Here is an 18,431-nt window from a genome sequence, read left to right on the forward strand (position 1 = left end):
ACGTCTGAATTGTTTAGCTAGCAGGTATTCTTTGCTTATTAGGATTCTTCTGAATCTCACTTCTATTCCGATTCTTCATGCTCTTTAGACACCTTGCAACCTTCTTTTTTGCCTGCTTCGATCTTATTTTCCGCCTCTTGAAAGTCGGCTGCTTGTGCTGTAGGAGCATTTCCTTTTTGATTACTCTCCTCTTCTGGCTCATATTGCAACGTTGTCATCACAGGAAAGTGGTCGGAGCCAATCGAAGGTAAACGTTCAATATCAATCACTGTGAAGCAAGCACTATGGAAAAGATGATCCAATGCCCAACGTAAAAACGGATAGTTAACATGAAAAGTATTGATAAAATGTCGTCCAATACGGGGATCTAGTAGCCCTGAAATACGTTGAAAACGACGTGTGGTCTGTGACCAAGCAACGTCATTAAGATCACCTGCCAATATGGCCGTTTGCTTATTATCTTTAATATGCTTGCCAACCATCAATAGCTCAGCATCACGGGTCGTAGATTTATCAGCTTCTGTTGGACTGGGGGGCATAGGATGCAAGCAATAAAGCCAAATGACGCGCCCACCTTGCAACTGTATCTGAGTGTGAATAGAAGGTATATCATCAATGATCAAATATTTAATCTCAGGGTCTATCAGCTCAAGCTTAGAATAAAGATGCATACCATATAAATTATCTAAAGGCACTTTTACTGTATAAGGGTAATCAGACTCAACTTGATTAAGCGCTTTTTCCCATTTTTCGTCACTTTCTAAAGTAATTAAGATATCAGGTTGTTTCTGTTGTACTAACTCAACCAATTTATAAGTATCATCATTGGTGGTCAACACATTTGAAACCATGATTTTTAACTGATATTCCTCAACATCCGGCTTATCTTTGGCATTTTTTACTTCTTTCTTCCATAGCAGAGTATAGGGCAATACCATTCTGAGTTGAAAGGCTAACGTAATACTCAAAGCCGCAAACAACAGCCATTGTTCTAGCTGCCACTGAGGTCCAAATATCACCATACCAAGCCAAGCAATGATACCAAGTATCATGATTTGAATACGAGGGAAATCCACACCGCGTACCCACCAATTATCAAGTGGTAGCCATCCCCAAATAGTGATAAATGCGACGAGCCCTGCCAGTCCTTGCGCACCGTAATATAGAAAGGAGAAATCCATCATGTGTATCGACCATTTATCAAATCAACAGTTACACCATTGATTATGTTCGTTATTATTATGGCTTAGCGTCTATAATAGCTAAACGATAAATTCTCTTAATAAAATGCATATAGAAATATTTAAATAAAAAACATAAAACGAAAAGTGCTTAAGGTAAGCATTATATATAAGGGCTTACTTTAGCATTCCAGACAACCTGCGCCTACTATTGAACACTAATTACCTAATAGATACTATAAAACATTACAAAGATCAGGCTTACGTCTGTGCTTGTTCCGTTATCAAAGTCTATATTTCACTTATGATGAATATCATTTCTAATTCATTAGCAGAGCTAGAATAATGACCATAACTCAAAGTTATAACTATCATAGTTAATAGTGCTAGTAAAACCCGCGAAACCTATCAAAAAACCTTGCTTTTTGGAGCTATTCACGGCATTGTTATTGGTTGGCGATGCAACAATTTATTGTAAAAAAGGATTGAGTTTGATGAGTGATTTAACAGTAGGTTTGGTAGGCTGGCGCGGTATGGTCGGGTCAGTATTGTTACAACGTATGATGGAAGAAAAAGATTTTGACGGTATTACGCCAGTATTCTTTTCAACCAGTAATGCAGGCGGTGATGCGCCAAGTTTTGATGGTATTAAGACCAGCCAACTACAAGATGCTCATGATATTGACGCCCTTACCGCTTGTGATGTGATCATTACCTGCCAAGGTGGCGACTATACCTCAAAAGTACATCAACCACTGCGGGATAGTGGTTGGACTGGCTACTGGATTGATGCGGCAAGCACCTTACGCATGGAAGATGACAGCATCATCATTCTTGATCCGGTTAATCGAGTTGTTATCGATAATGCACTCGCTGAGGGTAAAAAAGACTTTATCGGTGGCAACTGTACTGTGTCACTGATGCTGATGGCAATTGGTGAGCTGTTTAATAAAGGTTGGGTCGAATGGGTCAGCGCCATGACTTATCAAGCCGCTAGTGGTTCAGGCGCTAACAACATGCGTGAGCTTATTGAAGGCATGGGTGTATTACGTGATGCTGTTAAAGATGAGCTTGCCAATCCTGCTAGCGCCATTCTTGAGATTGATAAAAAAATCGCTCAGACTCAACGCTCAGACGATTTTCCTAAACAATACTTTGGCGTGCCATTAGCCGGTAGCTTGATTCCTTATATCGACTCACAGTTAGAGAATAAGCAGTCTCGTGAAGAATGGAAAGGTGGTGTTGAAACCAATAAGATCCTTGGCAACTCTGAAGCAGATAAGATTGCTATCGATGGTATGTGTGTTCGCGTTGGCGCAATGCGCTGTCATGCACAAGGCTTAACGATTAAGCTTAAAAAAGACATTCCATTAGAAGAGATTGAAGCGGCACTGAAGAATAGCGGTAATCAGTGGTTAGACGTGGTTGAGGACAATAAAGAAGCCACTATGAACCGCTTAACGCCTGTTGCAGTAACCGGCACCTTAACGGTTGCACTAGGTCGCCTGCGTAAGCTTAATATGGGACCTGAGTATTTAGGCGCATTCACCGTGGGTGACCAACTGTTATGGGGCGCGGCTGAGCCATTACGCCGTATGCTGAACATCATTCGCGAGCAAAACAGCTAAACCCGATATTCCGAATTTAGATATAAAAAAGACAGCAAACGCTGTCTTTTTTATGCGTTATTTTTGCTCATAAGTAATCATGATTTCATTGCGGCGCATGAATGGCAGTGTCCATGGTGGATTGTAACGTGCTAATTCGGGTTCACCTGTCATCTTTAATTTTTGCGCCTGCATCCAAAACTGTAATTCTGCCGTTTTCGCAGCCACCTTTTCACTGCCAGCAAGCCCTGAAAACTTAATAATACCGTAAGTCTTAGCGGGTACTTTCACAATTTCAATATTTGAATTATTTGGTTTTGGTAGCGTTTGCAGCGTGTATTGGCTTGGCATAATAAATTGCACACGCCACTTTCCATCGTTTTGTTGCATACTTACTGGCGCTGTCATGGCTATTTTTTGTGACTCATCACTGCTATTTTTATTTTCAGATTGCATCGTCACAGGGGCAGTCATGCTGATTTTGCTACTCTCGCCACTTGGCGCAGTATTGTTACCAAATATATAATCTGCTAACACCTTAAACCCTGCACGACTGGCCGTATTTTGATCACCGGAAACCCAAGTTTGCGCTACCAATTGCTCATCATAACGACGCAATTCAAAATTTTCAGTTTGCGACAAGACAGTATATTTCGGCTCTTCGGTAGCCATAGCTGCTCCTGATATCGATAATAAGCTACTTAACAATAAGCTGCTCATTAAGTAATTTCTTTTGGTCATGACTTATCTCCATTGTCCAAAAGCATATAAGGTATTAATACTTGGGTTATGGTCGGTTCTCTACTTTAGCAATGACTTGATAAAGATGTCTGTAGCTTTTAGTTATAGTCGACTAAAAACACCCCGTGAAATCTAAGCTAAATAAACATCAATAACCAAAAAAAGCCTAACAATGCTATAATTAGCACCATTTTCATAGCTTACATAGCGGTTATCTTATGCAATTTGTCTTACATAAAACAGCCAGTGGCGTTACTCGCGCACGCCGTGGTACAGTCCACCTCAATCATGGTGATGTACAAACGCCAGCCTTTATGCCAGTAGGTACTTACGGTACCGTTAAAGGCATGCTACCACGTGATATTGAAGCAATTGGCGCAGATATCATCTTGGGCAATACTTTTCATTTATGGTTACGCCCTGGTACCGACATTATTGATAAATTCGGTGGCTTACATAAATTCATGCATTGGGATAAGCCTATTTTGACTGACTCTGGCGGATTTCAGGTATTCAGTCTTGGCGCGATGCGTAAGATCACTGAAGAAGGTGTGACTTTTAAATCACCTATCGATGGTGCTAAAGTCTTTTTATCACCAGAAAAATCGATGCAGATTCAATATAGCTTGAATTCAGATATCGTGATGCAGTTTGATGAGTGTACGCCCTATCCTGCCACTCACGATGAAGCTAAAAAGTCTTTAGAGTTGTCACTACGTTGGGGACAACGCTGCGTTGATGAGCATAAAAAGCTTGGCAGTACCAATGCGTTATTTGGCATCATTCAAGGCAGTATGTACGCTGATTTACGCAAGCAATCACTAGAAGGCTTGCTTGAAATTGGCTTTGATGGCTATGCCATTGGCGGTTTGTCTGTTGGCGAGCCAAAAGAAGAGATGATAGACGTCCTAGATTATATCGCAGATGACATGCCTGCCGATAAGCCGCGCTATCTGATGGGTGTCGGTAAGCCTGAAGATCTCGTAGAAGGAGTACGCCGCGGTGTCGATATGTTTGATTGTGTCATGCCAACCCGGAATGCGCGTAATGGTCATTATTTTGTCACAGGCGACGCCGACAATGCGGGCGTGGTACGTATACGCAACAGCCAATACCGCACCGATGAAGGTCCATTAGACCCTGAATGCGATTGCTATACTTGCCAGAATTTTAGTCGTGCTTATTTATCGCATTTGAATAAATGCAAAGAGATGCTTGGCGCGCAGTTAGCGACGATTCATAACTTGCGTTACTATCAACGTTTGATGCAAAATATCAGAGATGCCATCGAACAAGATAAATTTGATGAGTTCGTGAATGAATTTTATAGCAAACGTGGTCAGACGGTGCCAGAGCTGAATTTGCGTTAATAGTAGTGGTAATTTGACATTAGCTATTCAGATATAAAATACAAAAAAAGGCTTAAGATGAATCTTAAGCCTTTTTTGTTCACTAAATTTTGACAATCTAACTATTAACAGGATAAATGATTAGCCTACCAATGCAGCCACAAATACCACGATGACCGCGATTGGCGCTACAAATTTAGTAACGATTTGCCAAATCTGCCAAGTACCGTTTGATAAATTAAGCTCTTGCTGAATGCTACGTTGGTCCATTCTCCAAGCAAAGAAGATAATGCCTGCAAGACCGGTTAGCGGTAATAAGAACTTACTGGTAAGTTTGTCTAGTGCATCAAAGATGCCATTACCCATGATAGTAAAGTCGCTCCATAAGTTAAACGACAATAGCGCAGCGATACCCAATAGCCAAATCACAGTACTTGCAGCAATGGTAGACATCGTGCGGTTCATCGATGTACGCTCTTCTAAGAACTCGACACTTGGCTCTAGCAATGATATCGACGATGTCACAGCAGCAAAGGTAATCAATAAGAAGAACAAAGTACCGATAATCGTACCACCAGCCATGCTACCAAAAGCAATCGGTAGACTGACAAAAATCAAACCAGGACCTGATGCAGGATCAAGACCATTACTAAAGATGATTGGGAAAATGGCCAAACCAGCTGCTAAGGCAATAACTGTATCTAAAATAACAACCGTACGAGCAGTTTTTAGTAAGTTCACTTCACGACCTAAGTATGAACCATAAGCCACCATGATGCCCATACCAATAGATAGGGTAAAGAAAGCATGACCCAATGCCGCTAGCATTACATCAACGGTCAACTTGCTCAAATCAGGTGCAAACAAGTAATTAACCGCTTCACCAAAACCACCATTTATCACGTTATAACCAACGATGATAAATAAAATCACACCCAGTAATGGCATCATGATTTTAGCCGCGTTTTCAATACCGCGCGTCACACCGATACCAACGATGAGCGCAGTGATGATCATAAATACCGTATGCCAAATCGTTAGCGTACCTGCTGATGCTAGCATTCCATCAAAGGTTGCAGCGACAGAGTCACTGTTTTGACCGGCAAAACTGCCCGTGCCAACTTTAGTGATATAGTTCAGCGCCCAGCCACCGATGACACTATAAAAAGAGAGAATTAAAAAACCGCCTAAGATACCGGTTGCGCCAACAATACCCCAGCTACTTGACTTACCTTCACTAACAGCAACATCTTTAAAGGTATTAATAGGATTCTTTTGACCACGGCGACCAATGAGCCACTCAGCGACCAATACAGGAAAACCAACCAAAGCAATACAGAATAAATAGGCAATAACAAAAGCTGAACCACCGCTCTCACCTACCATATAAGGGAATTTCCAGATATTCCCTAAGCCGACTGCCGAGCCTACTGCTGCCAGTACGAAGCCAAAACTTGAGCTCCACTGCGCATGATCTTGTTTATTACTAGCCATTTTTCCTTCCTCATGCTTCAATTAATATTGCTTATAATCATCCTTGATTATTATAAATAGCTGTCCATAATATTTTACTATTTACTCTATGCATCAATGTGATGCATCCAGCAACATTAAGAAAGAATTGTTTACATTGTTGTAGAGGCTCAGTTTCTGCTAAGCAACTAAAAAAGTCAAGTAATCATAAATATAAAAAGCCATAACTAATAGTTATGGCTTTTTATATTTATGATTACTATTTATAACATTTAGTTTCGATGGTAAAAACTATTTAAAATGAGCTACCAATGTATCAAAACAGAATTTAGCGCACGACTCCGCGGCGACTTTTCTGTAGCGAATCGATTAAAAATTCAATTTTTGACTCTTTTGGCAGCAGATCTTGTTTCAATACTTCAAGTGCTTGCACTGTCGTTAAACCAGATCTGAATACCACACGATAAGCTTGACGCAGCACGTCGATGCTATCTTTAGACCAGCCTTTACGGCGCATACCTTCAATATTAAGACCATGTGCCTTAGCAGGATTACCTGAAACCATGGTAAACGCTGCTACATCTTTTAAGACCAACGTTGCACCACCAACCAAACTATAATCATCAATTGTACAAAACTGATGAATGCCTGAGTTGCCACCGACAATAATATGATTGCCAATGGTAACATGACCTGCGACGCCCACATTATTAGCCAATACATTATGGTCGCCAATCAAGCAATCATGAGCCACATGAGTGTTAACCATGAGCAAGTTATGGCTGCCAATTTTTGTCAACCCACCATCTTGCTCAGTACCACGGTGCAAGCTACAGGCTTCTCGAATGGTATTATGATCGCCAATCTCAAGCCAAGTACGCTCACCCGCGTATTTGAGGTCTTGCGGGTCTTCGCCAATGCTTGAAAATTGATAAAACTGATTGTATTCACCGATACGAGTCAATCTAGTGACGACTACGTGGCGATGCAATACAGTATATGCACCAATCGTAACCTCATCACCGACAATACAGTAAGGGCCAATGGTTGCGGTTTTATCAATCGTAGCAGACGGTGAGATGAGTGCTGTAGGATGGATCTGACTCATAATAGAGGCCTTTGTAACATCGAATGCAATTAAATTAGTAAAACAAATACAGACAGCTTAGTGAAATTAACTAGCCTAAAGCTGCCTTTGTTAAAAAATAAGATGATGCTAATGAATAAGCATTCACATCATAGTTTAGATGTTTCATGCATTATTCAAAGTGACTAATACGGTTTATTGCTCTTGACGGGCAATCATAATCTGCGCACTAACCGCAAGCTCATCTTCAACATGTACAGTACAATCAAACTTATAAATACCCTGCTTTTGCATCACAATTTTAGATCGGATAATCAGCTGATCACCAGGGATAACACGGCGCTTAAAGCGCACTTTATCAACCCCTGCGAACAAGTATAAATAGCCATCTTCTGCCGTCAGTCCTGCACTAATAAAACCCAGAACACCTGATACCTGAGCCATGCACTCAACCATCAATACGCCTGGCATGATAGGCTCATCAGGGAAATGCCCATTAAAAAACTCTTCATTAATGGTGACGTTTTTTATGCCCGTGATACATTCGCCTGGTGTACAAGCAACTATCTTATCCACCAATAAAAATGGGTAACGATGTGGCAAATAATGCTTTAATGTATGGTAAGTTAATGGCAACGTTAACCCTTGTTCAGCCAAGCTTTTGATGTCTTCTGCCGTTGGGTTATCAATATTGCTAGTGCTCATAGTAGCGCTTCCTTGCTGTATTTAAAGTCTTGCTTGAGAATAAATATTTGTTGAGTTTTAATATTATAAATAATCTAAGTATTAATTTTCTTTAACTATGAATCTTTAAACGCTAATCACGACCAAGCTGGCGAAAACGGACAGCGGCACGGCGCCAGTTAGCAGTTGGCATAGCAGCCGTGCCAGAAGAGTAAGATCCGGCAGTGGTGATTGACTTAGTGACCATAGTCATACCCGATAAAGTAACATCATCTGTGATATCAATATGTCCGGTAATACCGACCGCCCCGCCAATAATGCAGCGTTTGCCAATTGTAGTACTACCTGCGATACCTGTATGAGCAGCGATAGCCGTGCCATCACCAATACGGACGTTGTGTGCTACTTGTACGAGGTTATCAATAATAACATGATTTCCAATCACCGTATCATCGATGGCACCGCGATCTATACAGCTTTGACTGCCAATGCGTACATGATCACCTATCAGCACACGCCCTAACTGTGCAATACGCTCCCAACCTGTGACACTAGGATTGGCAGTGGGGGCAAAGCCAAAGCCTTCCGAGCCTATCGTCACCCCAGCGTTCAACCTAACATGATTACCAATAATACAGTCATGTCCTATCACCACTTGTGATTTGATAACACCATCTGTACCAATGGTAGTATTATCCTCGATGACTACATGAGCCTCAAGCACGCTGCGATCACCAATCTGCACTTGCTCACCGATGACACAAAAAGCACCGATAGTCACTTTATTGCCAATAACGGCACTGTCGGCGATGAAGGCTGTCGGATGAATACCGCTAAATGAATGTTGGCGAGCGAAAAGTTGACTCACGCTAGCATAAGCCAAATAAGGGATCGCAACAATTAAAGCTACCGTATCATTTGGCACTTCTTCATGATGCTCTTCAGTGATGAGTACTGCCCCAGCACCAGTATTAGCTAGACTAGAAAGATAGTGAGGATTAGCCAAAAAGCTCAACTGCTGCCGATTGGCCATCGTTAAATTACCAATACCCTCTAAGGATAGACGGTGCTGCTCAGCGCTAAGCTCAGTCTTGTTAAGAACAGGCTGACGCTGCTCAATCTGGGAGATGAGTTGCTCAATCGTTATCATAATCAGTATTAGTATTGGCAGGAATAAGAGGGTCGTCAAGTTGAGATATCATCTTGACGACCGGCTAAATCTAACGAACGCTTCAACTACCTAAAGGGCTGAATAACAAGAATCAAACCCTTTACCTAGTAACAGGCAATTAGCAAGCACTTAGAAAGTGTTACCAATTTGGAACTGGACTTTTTCAGTCTCATCGCCATCTTTATCACCGATAGGTACAGCATAGCTCAAAGAAATCGGACCAATTGGCGTATACCAAGTGACGCCTAAACCGGCACTAAAGCGCAATTTATTGTCCTGTGTTAATAGGGGTACACCAGTATCGTCGCCCGTAGCTGGATCAATAAAGGTGCGATTTTCTTTGTCAGTGGTATCAAATACCTGACCACCTTCAGCAAATAGTACTGGACGTACTTGATCCGCCCAATCGCCTTTAAATGGCATTGGTAAAATCAATTCAGTACCAAAGCTGACTAGCGCATTACCACCAACTTCTTCGTCTTTAAAACGCACATCATCATTTATCGCATCATTGTAGCTTTGTGATTTAGGTCCAAGCGTTGATGCTTCATAACCACGTACTGAACCATAACCACCAGCATAGAAATTTTCATAAAACGGTAAATTATTACCATAACCAAGTTTGGTATAACCGCGAGCAACCCAATCTTTATAGATAGGTTGATAAATGTTACCACGATAAACCAGTTTCTGATAACTGGCATCACCTAAGCCAATAGTCGCATCGACTGTATGACTCATGCCTTTATTCGGAAATACGGGACGATCTAAAGTGCTGTAATCCCAACCGAATAGTAAGTTGTAGCTTTGATATTCGTTTTTAAAGCCCGTACGACCAGAGAATTCATCTTGATCATTATTGAATTTCTCGAACGTACCACCGTCATCTATAATCTGCTGAACGCTTGATACACCTAGACGGCTACCGCCACGTACTGTGGTGTTATCAACGTTTAAGCCCGCACTCACACGTTTGGTTTCATCAACCGGATAGCTATAGTTCAACGTTGCACCATAAGCGTCGGTAACATAGTTACTAACGTTTCGATCATCGTATTTGGTTTCACGGTAATAAGCGCTGATACCTTGTGATACACCATTTTCCGTGAAGTACGGATCGGTATAACCCAAGCTATAAGAATCACGTGTCTCTGAGCGTGACAAAGAAGCTTTAACGCGGTCACCAGTACCCATAAAGTTGTTTTGGGTAAGATCTAACTGGAAGGTAACACCGCCACTCTGTGAATAACCGGCAGCAATGGTTGAGCTACCAGATGGCTGCTCTTCAACCGTATAGTTTACATCGACTTGGTCTGGTTGATTAGGAACCGGCTTCACATCAACGTTAACATTTTTAAAAAAACCTGTGCGCATCAAACGCGTACGTGACAGCTGAATCTTATCACTAGAAGCCAATGACCCTTCCAACTGACGCATTTCACGGCGCAGTACTTCATCTTGGGTTTTTAAGTTACCAGTAAAATTGATACGGCGCACATAAATAGGACGTGCAGGATCAATATAATAATCGATATCGACGACTTTGGTCTCGTCATTGATACGCGGTACTGGTCTGATTTGCGCTAAATAATAACCCTCATTACCATAACGACTCTTAAGAGCGGCAGTGGTGGCATCAAGCTTGGCTTGTGAGTACTTTTCTTTAGCACCAAAAGTGACCAGCTCTTTTAATTCACTGGTTTCAAAAGTTGGCTTACCTAAGAAATTAATTTCGCCAAACTGATATTGTTCGCCTTCGCTAAGACTGACTTCGATAAATACGCTGCTCTTATCTTCACTGATATTGAGCACCGCATTGTCTACCGAAAAGCGTACATAACCATCATTTAGGTACAGAGCTTTTAGATTTTCTAAACTTGCCGCGAGCTTCTCTTTCGCATAACGATCAGATTTAGATAATAGACGCGTCCATGAGGACTCTTTTACTGCAAAGACTTCTTTAATTTCTTTATCGCTAAAGTGCTTATTACCAATGATATTGATATCAACTACTTTGGCCGGCTTGCCTTCGATAAAGCGCACATCAAGTTTAACGCGGTTGCCATCAAGCAGCGTCTGATCGACTTCAATATTACTATTGTAATAACCTTGGCTGATATATTGCTGTTGTAGCTCGTTTGCAACGCCTTGTAGGGTTGCTTGCTTAAGTACATTACCCACAGCAAGACCTGCATTATTTAAGCCTTGCTCAAGCCCTTCTTTGGGAATAAGTTTGTTGCCATCAAAATTAACTTCTGCAATCGTTGGACGTTCAACGACATCAAAGCGCAGCTTGCCGCCTTCAATACGGCTTTGAATGTCAGCAAAGTTTTCGGTCGCATATAGTGCTTTGATACTGGCAGCCAGATTTGCATCATTGACCGTATCACCTATTGTAATAGGCAGTACTGGATATAAACTATCAGGTGTTAGGCGTTGTAGACCATTAAAGCCAATATCAGTGACCACAAATTCTGCAGCCTGAACCGGCATACTCATCATTGCTACAACTAACGGCAACCCAGCCGCGCTCATAAATAAAGGCGTACGCATAAACACTATCCGTCAATAAAAAACTTGCTTAAGTTAAGTTGAAAAGCACATCTTATCTGGTCTCTTTTGTGTCATATCGTAACCACTTAGGGAACAGACTCAGAACACTTTATATAAAACGCGTCATAAAATAAACTAAAATATAAAATTAGTACAGCAGCACGGCGATAAAAGAAATTGCTTAACAGCCTAACAATAGATACAGGATAAGCATAAAACCATTAGTCTATCGCATCTTACCGTGCAAGAAGTATGCTATATCATCAAAACAGCCGACTGATATCATTACCAATTGCTAACACCATGAAACCTGCCAGCAAGAGTAAACCAATATTTAAGCCTACCATTTGCACGCCTTCAGAGAGTGGCTTACCACGTATCAGCTCAATCAGATAATAGACAATATGACCGCCATCTAATACTGGAATGGGCAACAGATTCAAAACCGCAAGGCTCAAACTGATTAAGGCGGCGGTAGATAATACCATTTGCCAACTGATATCAAAACTTTGCTTAGCGACTTTGGCAATGGTAATCGGACCTGATAAGTTATCAAGACCTATCATACCTGATAGCATCTTGCCCATTGAGCTGACAGTCATAACAGCCAATTGCTCGGTTTTCTCAAACGATTTGATTAACGACTCAGCTGGACTATAGACCACCGTGGTTTTGTACGCATCAGGAATGACAATCTCAGACTGTGCCACCATAGCACCAATTTGTCCATAATCGTTACCTAAATTATCTTTTTTACCTTGCGGCATAATCTGTAATTCAATCGGCTTATCATCACGCAATATGCTAAATGTAAGCAAAGTCTCAGGATTGTCACGGATAATACGAGTGGCACTAATCCAGTCATTAATGGCTTCATCATTAATAGCAGTGATGCGGTCGCCAGCCTTGAGACCTTGACGACTTGCCGCGCCATCAGGCGTTACATCACCAACTATCGGTGCAATATTTGGTTGCCACGGTATCATACCAAAGCTTGATAAGGCATCTTTACCTTGTGCGGCACCTTGCATAAATTCTTTTACAGGCGCTTGATAAGTTTTGGTTGCATTATTATTGGCTTCTGATTGCAACGTTACGCTTATATTGGCTGTCTCGCCCATGCGCCCGGCAAGGCGATAATTAATCCCTTCCCACGTCTGTACGTCATGACCGTCAATCGCAACGATTTTATCACCGGCAGGCAACTGTGCTATCGCGGCAGGCGTATCCGGTAATACTTGACCAATCTTGGTGGCAAGCTGCTCTGAGGGAGTCATAAATAACACCCAGAACAATGCAATGGCAATAACGAAGTTCATGATAGGACCAGCAGCCACAATAGCTATTTTCTTAAGCGGATGCTGACGATTAAATGCTAAATGCTGCTCATCTTTTGCAACCTCACCTTCACGCTCATCAAGCATTTTGACATATCCACCAAGGGGTAATGCCGAGATACGATAATCAATGCCACTTTTTTTGCTGGTCCAGCCAAAAAGCTTAGGACCAAAACCAATAGAATACGTAAGTACTCTAACGCCGCAAAGACGCGCTACAATATAATGACCCCACTCATGCAAAGCAATAAGCGGACCTAAGACAAATATTGCCGCAAGGAGTGTTAATAGAAACGTCATGATCTTTTCTCAGTAGGTACTCTTAAAATCATTATAAAGGCGATAGTGCTTGATACATCTAGACCAGTCTTGCCACCAGCTTCTCAGTATGCTGACGCGCTAGGTTATCGATTGCCAAAATCTCATCAATATCGGCAGTCTCAGTTAATGCCGAAACTTGTATCTCATTCAATGCTTGCTCATTAATATCAGCAATATCCGTCAAACGAATTTGATTATTCAAAAATGCGGCAACTGCAATCTCATTCGCCGCATTTAGAATAATGGTCGCGTGAGTACCCGCTTGCATCGCCTCTCGTGCCAAACGTAAGCAGGCAAATTTTTGCAAATCAGGCTCGATAAACTCTAAACCGCTTAAGGCAAATAAGTCTAATGGCTGCGAGCCACTGTCAATACGGTCAGGGTAGCTTAGCGCATGAGCGATGGGCGTTTTCATATCTGGGCTGCCAAGCTGCGCCAAAAAGCTGCCATCGCTATATTCTACCATTGAGTGAATGATACTTTGTGGATGAATCACCACATTTATCTTATTTTCAGGTAAATCAAACAAATGACAGGCTTCAATCAGCTCAAGCCCCTTGTTCATCATCGTGGCAGAATCGACCGATATCTTTTGCCCCATTGACCAGTTTGGGTGTTTGACTGCTTCAGCGACACTAGCTTGCTGCATCTGCGTAAATGACTGCTGTAAGAACGGTCCACCAGAAGCCGTTAGCCATAGCTTACGCACGCCATGATTTGGTCGGTGAATTTGAGTATTATCCTGCTGGATAGCAAATGGTAAACACTGAAAGATAGCGTTATGTTCAGAATCAAGCGGCAGCAAGGTTGCATGATGCGTTTTGACCGCATTGATCATCACTTGCCCTGCCATCACCAGCGCTTCTTTGTTCGCTAGTAGGATACGCTTGCCTGCACGGGCAGCAGCTAGAGTAGAAGGCAAGCCTGCGGCGCCAACAATAGCAGCAACGACAGTATCAGTTTGTGAATCGGTAGCGATATCCACGAGGCCTGTTTCGCCGCCGACTACTTCAATATCAAGTCCTGCTATACTCAGACGCTTGGCGAAGTCATCAACCGCAGCTGTCGGTACGCCTACCCGCTTAGGAGCAAACTGCTGACAAAGCGCAAGCAGCTTATCTAAACGGTGATATCCAGATAAAGCATAAACATCGTAATGCTTTGGTTGTGCCGCCAAGATGGCTAACGTACTGTCGCCAATCGAGCCTGTCGCGCCTAATACGGCGATACGTTGGGTCATAACCATGGGTGCCTATAAAGATACGGTAGTAATAAGATGGAAATTAAATCAGCAGCTAAGCTTATGTTCGGTCAGATAACTACATAAGCGATTTTGATAGTATTAGGCAAGTCAAACGACTATCAAACCAAACTGCTGTATTGCCCAAAAACCAAGCGCAAATATCGGCGTAGCAGATAGCAGTGAATCAATACGGTCAAGTATTCCACCATGCCCCGGTAGAATCGTTCCTGAATCTTTAACATCAGCACGGCGTTTGAGCATAGACTCAAACAAATCGCCCAGTACGGAAGCTAAAATCGTCAGAGCCGATAATGCCACAAAGGCGATGAGCGCTGCACCCGTCAATTGTAATTTAAAGACACTTATAATTACTACGACCAGTAGTCCTGTGACTAAGCCACCCGCCAGCCCTTCCATACTCTTATTGGGTGAAACGTTCGGTGCCATTTTTCGGCGGCCAAGCTTGCGTCCGACAAAGTAAGCACCACTGTCTGCACACCAGACCAATAAAAACACATATAGTAGCCACCATGGCGACAATTGCCATAAGTAAAACATAGCCGTAATTGAAGCCGTTAATATCACTGCTCCCATTAGCGCCAACTGCTTACCGTACCATTTGGTAGACGTTGGGAAAACTCGTACCCAAGACAGCGCCATTAACCATATGACGAGAGAAGCTACCCACCAAAAAAGCCAAGTGACTTTAAACATGAGTGACACTAACGTCAGCAGCAACACCAATACTACGAAGACCGCGGGCTGACGCCATTTTGGCATCAATTTAGTCCATTCATGAGCGGCAATAATCACCCCAATCCCTAAAAGTGGTGCAAATAATATAGGGGTTTGGCTCGCAAACATTGCAATACCAACGATAATAACGAGAACAATTGCCGTCTTAATTCGTTGCCACATACTTATTGAGCCTTATAATAATGAAGAACATTTGGTCAAATTGCGTGATAAATATTTACTATAGATAATGACGTATCATAGCCAGCTGCTGACTATAATAACGTATTGATAGTGACGCACGCTATTGAAAGTGCTCCAAATTGACAAAAGTCGTCTAATGCTCTTAACATAACCTCTAAGATATTTGCTGAGCCGTCACTATTTGCTCGCTGGTTTTGCCAAAGCGGCGTTGACGTTGAGCAAAATCCTCTAGCATTGCTGCTAGCTCATCGACGCTAAAGTCTGGCCACAATGTTGGGGTAAAGAACAGCTCTGCATAGGCTGATTGCCACAATAAGAAGTTGGAAAGACGGTACTCGCCGCCGGTACGTATCAGCATGTCTACTTCTGGCGCATCTGCCAATTGCACATACTCTCCAAGTTTTTCCTTGTCAATATCATCGATTGATAACTGACCTGCCTGCACTTGCTGTAATAGCTGCTTTGCTGCATGAGCGATATCCCACTGTCCACCGTAACTGATGGCGATGACCAATGTCATAGCATCAAAATCAGCCGTTTTTGCTTCAGCATCTGCCATCAATAATTGCAAATCATCACTAAGCTGACTGCGGTCGCCGATAAAACGCAAACGAATACGGTACTTAACCATGCGAGGCATCTGCTCATTGATGGTTAAGCTCAGCAAATGCATCAGCAGAGCCACTTCAGTCGGTGGGCGCTGCCAATTCTCACTGGAAAAGGCAAAGACGGTCAAAACCTCAATACCCGTACTGACGCAATATTCAACAATAGGGTCTAGCGCATCTTTGCCAGCGATATGCCCCTGACCTTTACCTAAATTATGGACTTTACCATAGCGGTTATTGCCGTCCATAATAACAGCGATATGGCGTGGAAGAAGGGCTGGAGCTAAATTCTCTGACATAGACATAGGCTAACTTGCTTGTTGTTTAGGTAAAATAATCATAACGCGCGCCATACTTTATAAAAACCCTAACTCATAATTTATATAAAAAGATTCATATAAAGTGCTTATAAAAAAGGACAATATAAACAAGCTATAGAGTAAGATTAATTGTCTACACGGCAACAAACAGCCAATAGTACTTTGATATTGGCTGTTTGTTGCCGTGTAGACTTGTTATATAAAATATTGATAGCGCATCATTTTTGACAGCAGAAAAATGTGCTTATACTGCCATCAAATCGGTTTCTTTTTTGCTTAAGCGGCTATCGATTGTTTCAATATATTTGTCAGTGATTTTTTGAATGTCATCACTGGCACGGCGCTCGTCGTCTTCTGAGATCTCTTTCTCTTTGGCTAACTCTTTGATGTCATTCATCATATCACGGCGGATATTGCGAATAGAAACACGGCTGTTTTCTGCTTCGCCACGTGCCAATTTTTGCATATCTTTTCGAGTTTCTTCTGTCAATGCTGGCATAGGAACACGAATCACATCAGCAGTCATTGGATTAAGACCCAAATCTGCTTCGCGAATAGCTTTGTCAATCGCTTGCACCATGGTGCGGTCAAATGGCTGTACCAGTAGCGTACGCGAATCTTCAACGTTAACACTCGCTACTTGATTTAAAGGCGTAGGCGAACCGTAGTAGCTGACCATCACACCTGTCAACATACCTGGATGCGCGCGACCCGTACGGACTTTACTAAAAGTACTTTCAAGCGCTTCCAAGGTTTTTTGCATGCGCGCTTCGCCGTCTTGCTTAATTTCTTGAATCATGAGGTATCCTTATTTATCGCTACCGACAAATCATTTATTGTTTATTATAAAAACTATTCAGGTGTTGTCACAGATAAGCAGCTGTCTTACTTCTGCCTATCTTTTATCATATTTTGGGTACGATATTAATGGTAGACGCGTGTGCCCTCATTCTCGCCCATCACAACATTTAATAAAGCATTAGGCTTATTCATATCAAAGACTTGTAATGGCACATCGTGCTCACGACATAATGCGATGGCAGTCAAATCCATAACTCCAAGCTTTTGCTCTAACACCTCATCAAAGGTCAGACCATCATATTTTACTGCATCGCTATGTAGGCTTGGGTCTTTATCATAAACACCATCTACTTTGGTCGCTTTTAGAATCAAGCCTGCTTCAATTTCAATACCACGTAAGCAAGCAGCCGTATCAGTGGTAAAGAAAGGGTTGCCCGTACCCGCGACAAAGATACATACTTCGCCATTTTTAAGATAACGAATCGCATTACGGCTGCTATAACTTTCAGTGACTTCACCAATCGGCAGGGCTGACATTAGGCGCGTTTTAATATTACGGCGCTCAAGAGCATCACGCATTGCAAGGCCATTCATAACGGTTGCAAGCATGCCCATTTGATCGCCAGTGACGCGGCCGACCAAACCCTCTTTTTGTAATTGAGCACCGCGATATAAGTTACCACCACCGACCACGATACCCACTTGGACACCAAGCCCGCGCAAATGGGCGATAGATAAGCTCATCTTATCGAGCACTTCGGTATCAATACCCATATCTTTCGTACCCGCTAAGGCTTCACCAGAAAGTTTTAGCAAGATACGAGAATAACGCGGGTTTTTGTCAGACATGAGGTCACCTTGTCAGTATTGAATTATAATTAAAGTTATCGGTAATATACAAATAGAGTTTACTTTGAGACTTGACGGCATTGCCCAACTTAAGGATAAGCAGGTACAAAGGTCAAATTGCGCTAATTGTAGCAAAAACTGCCCGCGATTGGGCAATTTTCATGCGC

Annotated in this window: 15 protein-coding genes; 2 read left to right on the forward strand and 13 right to left on the reverse strand. The window is 42.3% G+C overall.

The features are described 5' to 3' along the window. Positions 1-62 precede the first annotated feature (62 nt). Complete coding sequence (locus PSYCG_RS08410; RefSeq protein ID WP_020443799.1) at positions 63-1,184, reverse strand: endonuclease/exonuclease/phosphatase family protein; 1,122 nt, start codon at positions 1,182-1,184, stop codon at positions 63-65. A gap of 491 nt (positions 1,185-1,675) precedes the next feature. Here PSYCG_RS08410 and asd point away from each other — a divergent pair, with 491 nt between their 5' ends. Beyond that, a complete protein-coding gene (asd, locus tag PSYCG_RS08415) occupies positions 1,676-2,809 on the forward strand; it encodes an aspartate-semialdehyde dehydrogenase (RefSeq protein WP_020443800.1) in 1,134 nt (377 codons plus the stop codon). A 57-nt stretch (positions 2,810-2,866) separates the two neighbouring features. On the opposite strand, the gene PSYCG_RS08420 is transcribed toward asd, so the two are convergent. Further along, entirely contained in the window at positions 2,867-3,529 is a 663-nt protein-coding gene (locus PSYCG_RS08420) for an SOUL family heme-binding protein (RefSeq protein WP_020443801.1), read from the reverse strand. Positions 3,530-3,747: 218 nt separating this feature from the next. Between PSYCG_RS08420 and tgt the strand changes: the two genes are divergently transcribed. Then, the gene (tgt, locus tag PSYCG_RS08425; protein WP_020443802.1) at positions 3,748-4,899 is read left to right on the forward strand and encodes a tRNA guanosine(34) transglycosylase Tgt; all 1,152 of its coding nucleotides are present in this window, start codon (positions 3,748-3,750) and stop codon (positions 4,897-4,899) included. Between the two features lie 120 nt (positions 4,900-5,019). On the opposite strand, the gene PSYCG_RS08430 is transcribed toward tgt, so the two are convergent. The 11 genes from PSYCG_RS08430 to pyrH all read right to left on the reverse strand — a co-directional run bounded on the left by PSYCG_RS08430 (position 5,020) and on the right by pyrH (position 18,264). Further along, positions 5,020-6,372: a sodium-dependent transporter gene (locus PSYCG_RS08430; protein ID WP_011514029.1), complete on the reverse strand. Its 1,353-nt coding sequence runs from the start codon at positions 6,370-6,372 to the stop codon at positions 5,020-5,022. Positions 6,373-6,679: 307 nt separating this feature from the next. Beyond that, positions 6,680-7,459, reverse strand: coding sequence for an acyl-ACP--UDP-N-acetylglucosamine O-acyltransferase (lpxA, locus tag PSYCG_RS08435; protein ID WP_020443803.1), 780 nt, complete (start codon positions 7,457-7,459; stop codon positions 6,680-6,682). 174 nt (positions 7,460-7,633) lie between these two features. Next, positions 7,634-8,143 carry a 3-hydroxyacyl-ACP dehydratase FabZ gene (fabZ, locus tag PSYCG_RS08440; RefSeq protein ID WP_011280792.1) on the reverse strand — a complete coding sequence of 170 codons (510 nt, stop codon included), beginning with the start codon at positions 8,141-8,143 and terminating at the stop codon, positions 7,634-7,636. Positions 8,144-8,255: 112 nt separating this feature from the next. After that, a complete protein-coding gene (gene lpxD, locus PSYCG_RS08445; protein WP_020443804.1) occupies positions 8,256-9,272 on the reverse strand; it encodes a UDP-3-O-(3-hydroxymyristoyl)glucosamine N-acyltransferase in 1,017 nt (338 codons plus the stop codon). A gap of 150 nt (positions 9,273-9,422) precedes the next feature. Further along, a complete protein-coding gene (bamA, locus tag PSYCG_RS08450) occupies positions 9,423-11,846 on the reverse strand; it encodes an outer membrane protein assembly factor BamA (RefSeq protein ID WP_020443805.1) in 2,424 nt (807 codons plus the stop codon). A 263-nt stretch (positions 11,847-12,109) separates the two neighbouring features. After that, positions 12,110-13,483: an RIP metalloprotease RseP gene (rseP, locus tag PSYCG_RS08455; RefSeq protein ID WP_020443806.1), complete on the reverse strand. Its 1,374-nt coding sequence runs from the start codon at positions 13,481-13,483 to the stop codon at positions 12,110-12,112. 58 nt (positions 13,484-13,541) lie between these two features. Then, positions 13,542-14,750 carry a 1-deoxy-D-xylulose-5-phosphate reductoisomerase gene (gene ispC, locus PSYCG_RS08460; RefSeq protein ID WP_041772282.1) on the reverse strand — a complete coding sequence of 403 codons (1,209 nt, stop codon included), beginning with the start codon at positions 14,748-14,750 and terminating at the stop codon, positions 13,542-13,544. Positions 14,751-14,855: 105 nt separating this feature from the next. Further along, positions 14,856-15,665, reverse strand: coding sequence for a phosphatidate cytidylyltransferase (locus tag PSYCG_RS08465; RefSeq protein ID WP_020443808.1), 810 nt, complete (start codon positions 15,663-15,665; stop codon positions 14,856-14,858). Between the two features lie 175 nt (positions 15,666-15,840). Then, the gene (gene uppS, locus PSYCG_RS08470; RefSeq protein ID WP_011514037.1) at positions 15,841-16,599 is read right to left on the reverse strand and encodes a polyprenyl diphosphate synthase; all 759 of its coding nucleotides are present in this window, start codon (positions 16,597-16,599) and stop codon (positions 15,841-15,843) included. A 259-nt stretch (positions 16,600-16,858) separates the two neighbouring features. After that, positions 16,859-17,413, reverse strand: a complete 555-nt coding sequence (frr, locus tag PSYCG_RS08475) for a ribosome recycling factor (protein ID WP_011514038.1) — start codon at positions 17,411-17,413, stop codon at positions 16,859-16,861. Positions 17,414-17,538: 125 nt separating this feature from the next. After that, on the reverse strand, positions 17,539-18,264 hold the full coding sequence (pyrH, locus tag PSYCG_RS08480; RefSeq protein ID WP_011514039.1) for a UMP kinase: 726 nt from the start codon (positions 18,262-18,264) through the stop codon (positions 17,539-17,541). Positions 18,265-18,431 lie beyond the last annotated feature (167 nt).

It is taken from the genome of Psychrobacter sp. G, assembly GCF_000418305.1.
GTDB classification, from domain to species: domain Bacteria; phylum Pseudomonadota; class Gammaproteobacteria; order Pseudomonadales; family Moraxellaceae; genus Psychrobacter; species Psychrobacter cryohalolentis.

What these genes read in the sequence shown, in the direction of transcription:
- PSYCG_RS08410 (WP_020443799.1), bottom strand. Translation starts at nt 1,184, where the DNA reads ATGATGGATTTCTCCTTTCTATATTACGGTGCGCAAGGACTGGCAGGG.
- asd (WP_020443800.1), top strand. Translation starts at nt 1,676, where the DNA reads ATGAGTGATTTAACAGTAGGTTTGGTAGGCTGGCGCGGTATGGTCGGG.
- PSYCG_RS08420 (WP_020443801.1), bottom strand. Translation starts at nt 3,529, where the DNA reads ATGACCAAAAGAAATTACTTAATGAGCAGCTTATTGTTAAGTAGCTTA.
- tgt (WP_020443802.1), top strand. Translation starts at nt 3,748, where the DNA reads ATGCAATTTGTCTTACATAAAACAGCCAGTGGCGTTACTCGCGCACGC.
- PSYCG_RS08430 (WP_011514029.1), bottom strand. Translation starts at nt 6,372, where the DNA reads ATGGCTAGTAATAAACAAGATCATGCGCAGTGGAGCTCAAGTTTTGGC.
- lpxA (WP_020443803.1), bottom strand. Translation starts at nt 7,459, where the DNA reads ATGAGTCAGATCCATCCTACAGCACTCATCTCACCGTCTGCTACGATT.
- fabZ (WP_011280792.1), bottom strand. Translation starts at nt 8,143, where the DNA reads ATGAGCACTAGCAATATTGATAACCCAACGGCAGAAGACATCAAAAGC.
- lpxD (WP_020443804.1), bottom strand. Translation starts at nt 9,272, where the DNA reads ATGATAACGATTGAGCAACTCATCTCCCAGATTGAGCAGCGTCAGCCT.
- bamA (WP_020443805.1), bottom strand. Translation starts at nt 11,846, where the DNA reads ATGCGTACGCCTTTATTTATGAGCGCGGCTGGGTTGCCGTTAGTTGTA.
- rseP (WP_020443806.1), bottom strand. Translation starts at nt 13,483, where the DNA reads ATGACGTTTCTATTAACACTCCTTGCGGCAATATTTGTCTTAGGTCCG.
- ispC (WP_041772282.1), bottom strand. Translation starts at nt 14,750, where the DNA reads ATGGTTATGACCCAACGTATCGCCGTATTAGGCGCGACAGGCTCGATT.
- PSYCG_RS08465 (WP_020443808.1), bottom strand. Translation starts at nt 15,665, where the DNA reads ATGTGGCAACGAATTAAGACGGCAATTGTTCTCGTTATTATCGTTGGT.
- uppS (WP_011514037.1), bottom strand. Translation starts at nt 16,599, where the DNA reads ATGTCTATGTCAGAGAATTTAGCTCCAGCCCTTCTTCCACGCCATATC.
- frr (WP_011514038.1), bottom strand. Translation starts at nt 17,413, where the DNA reads ATGATTCAAGAAATTAAGCAAGACGGCGAAGCGCGCATGCAAAAAACC.
- pyrH (WP_011514039.1), bottom strand. Translation starts at nt 18,264, where the DNA reads ATGTCTGACAAAAACCCGCGTTATTCTCGTATCTTGCTAAAACTTTCT.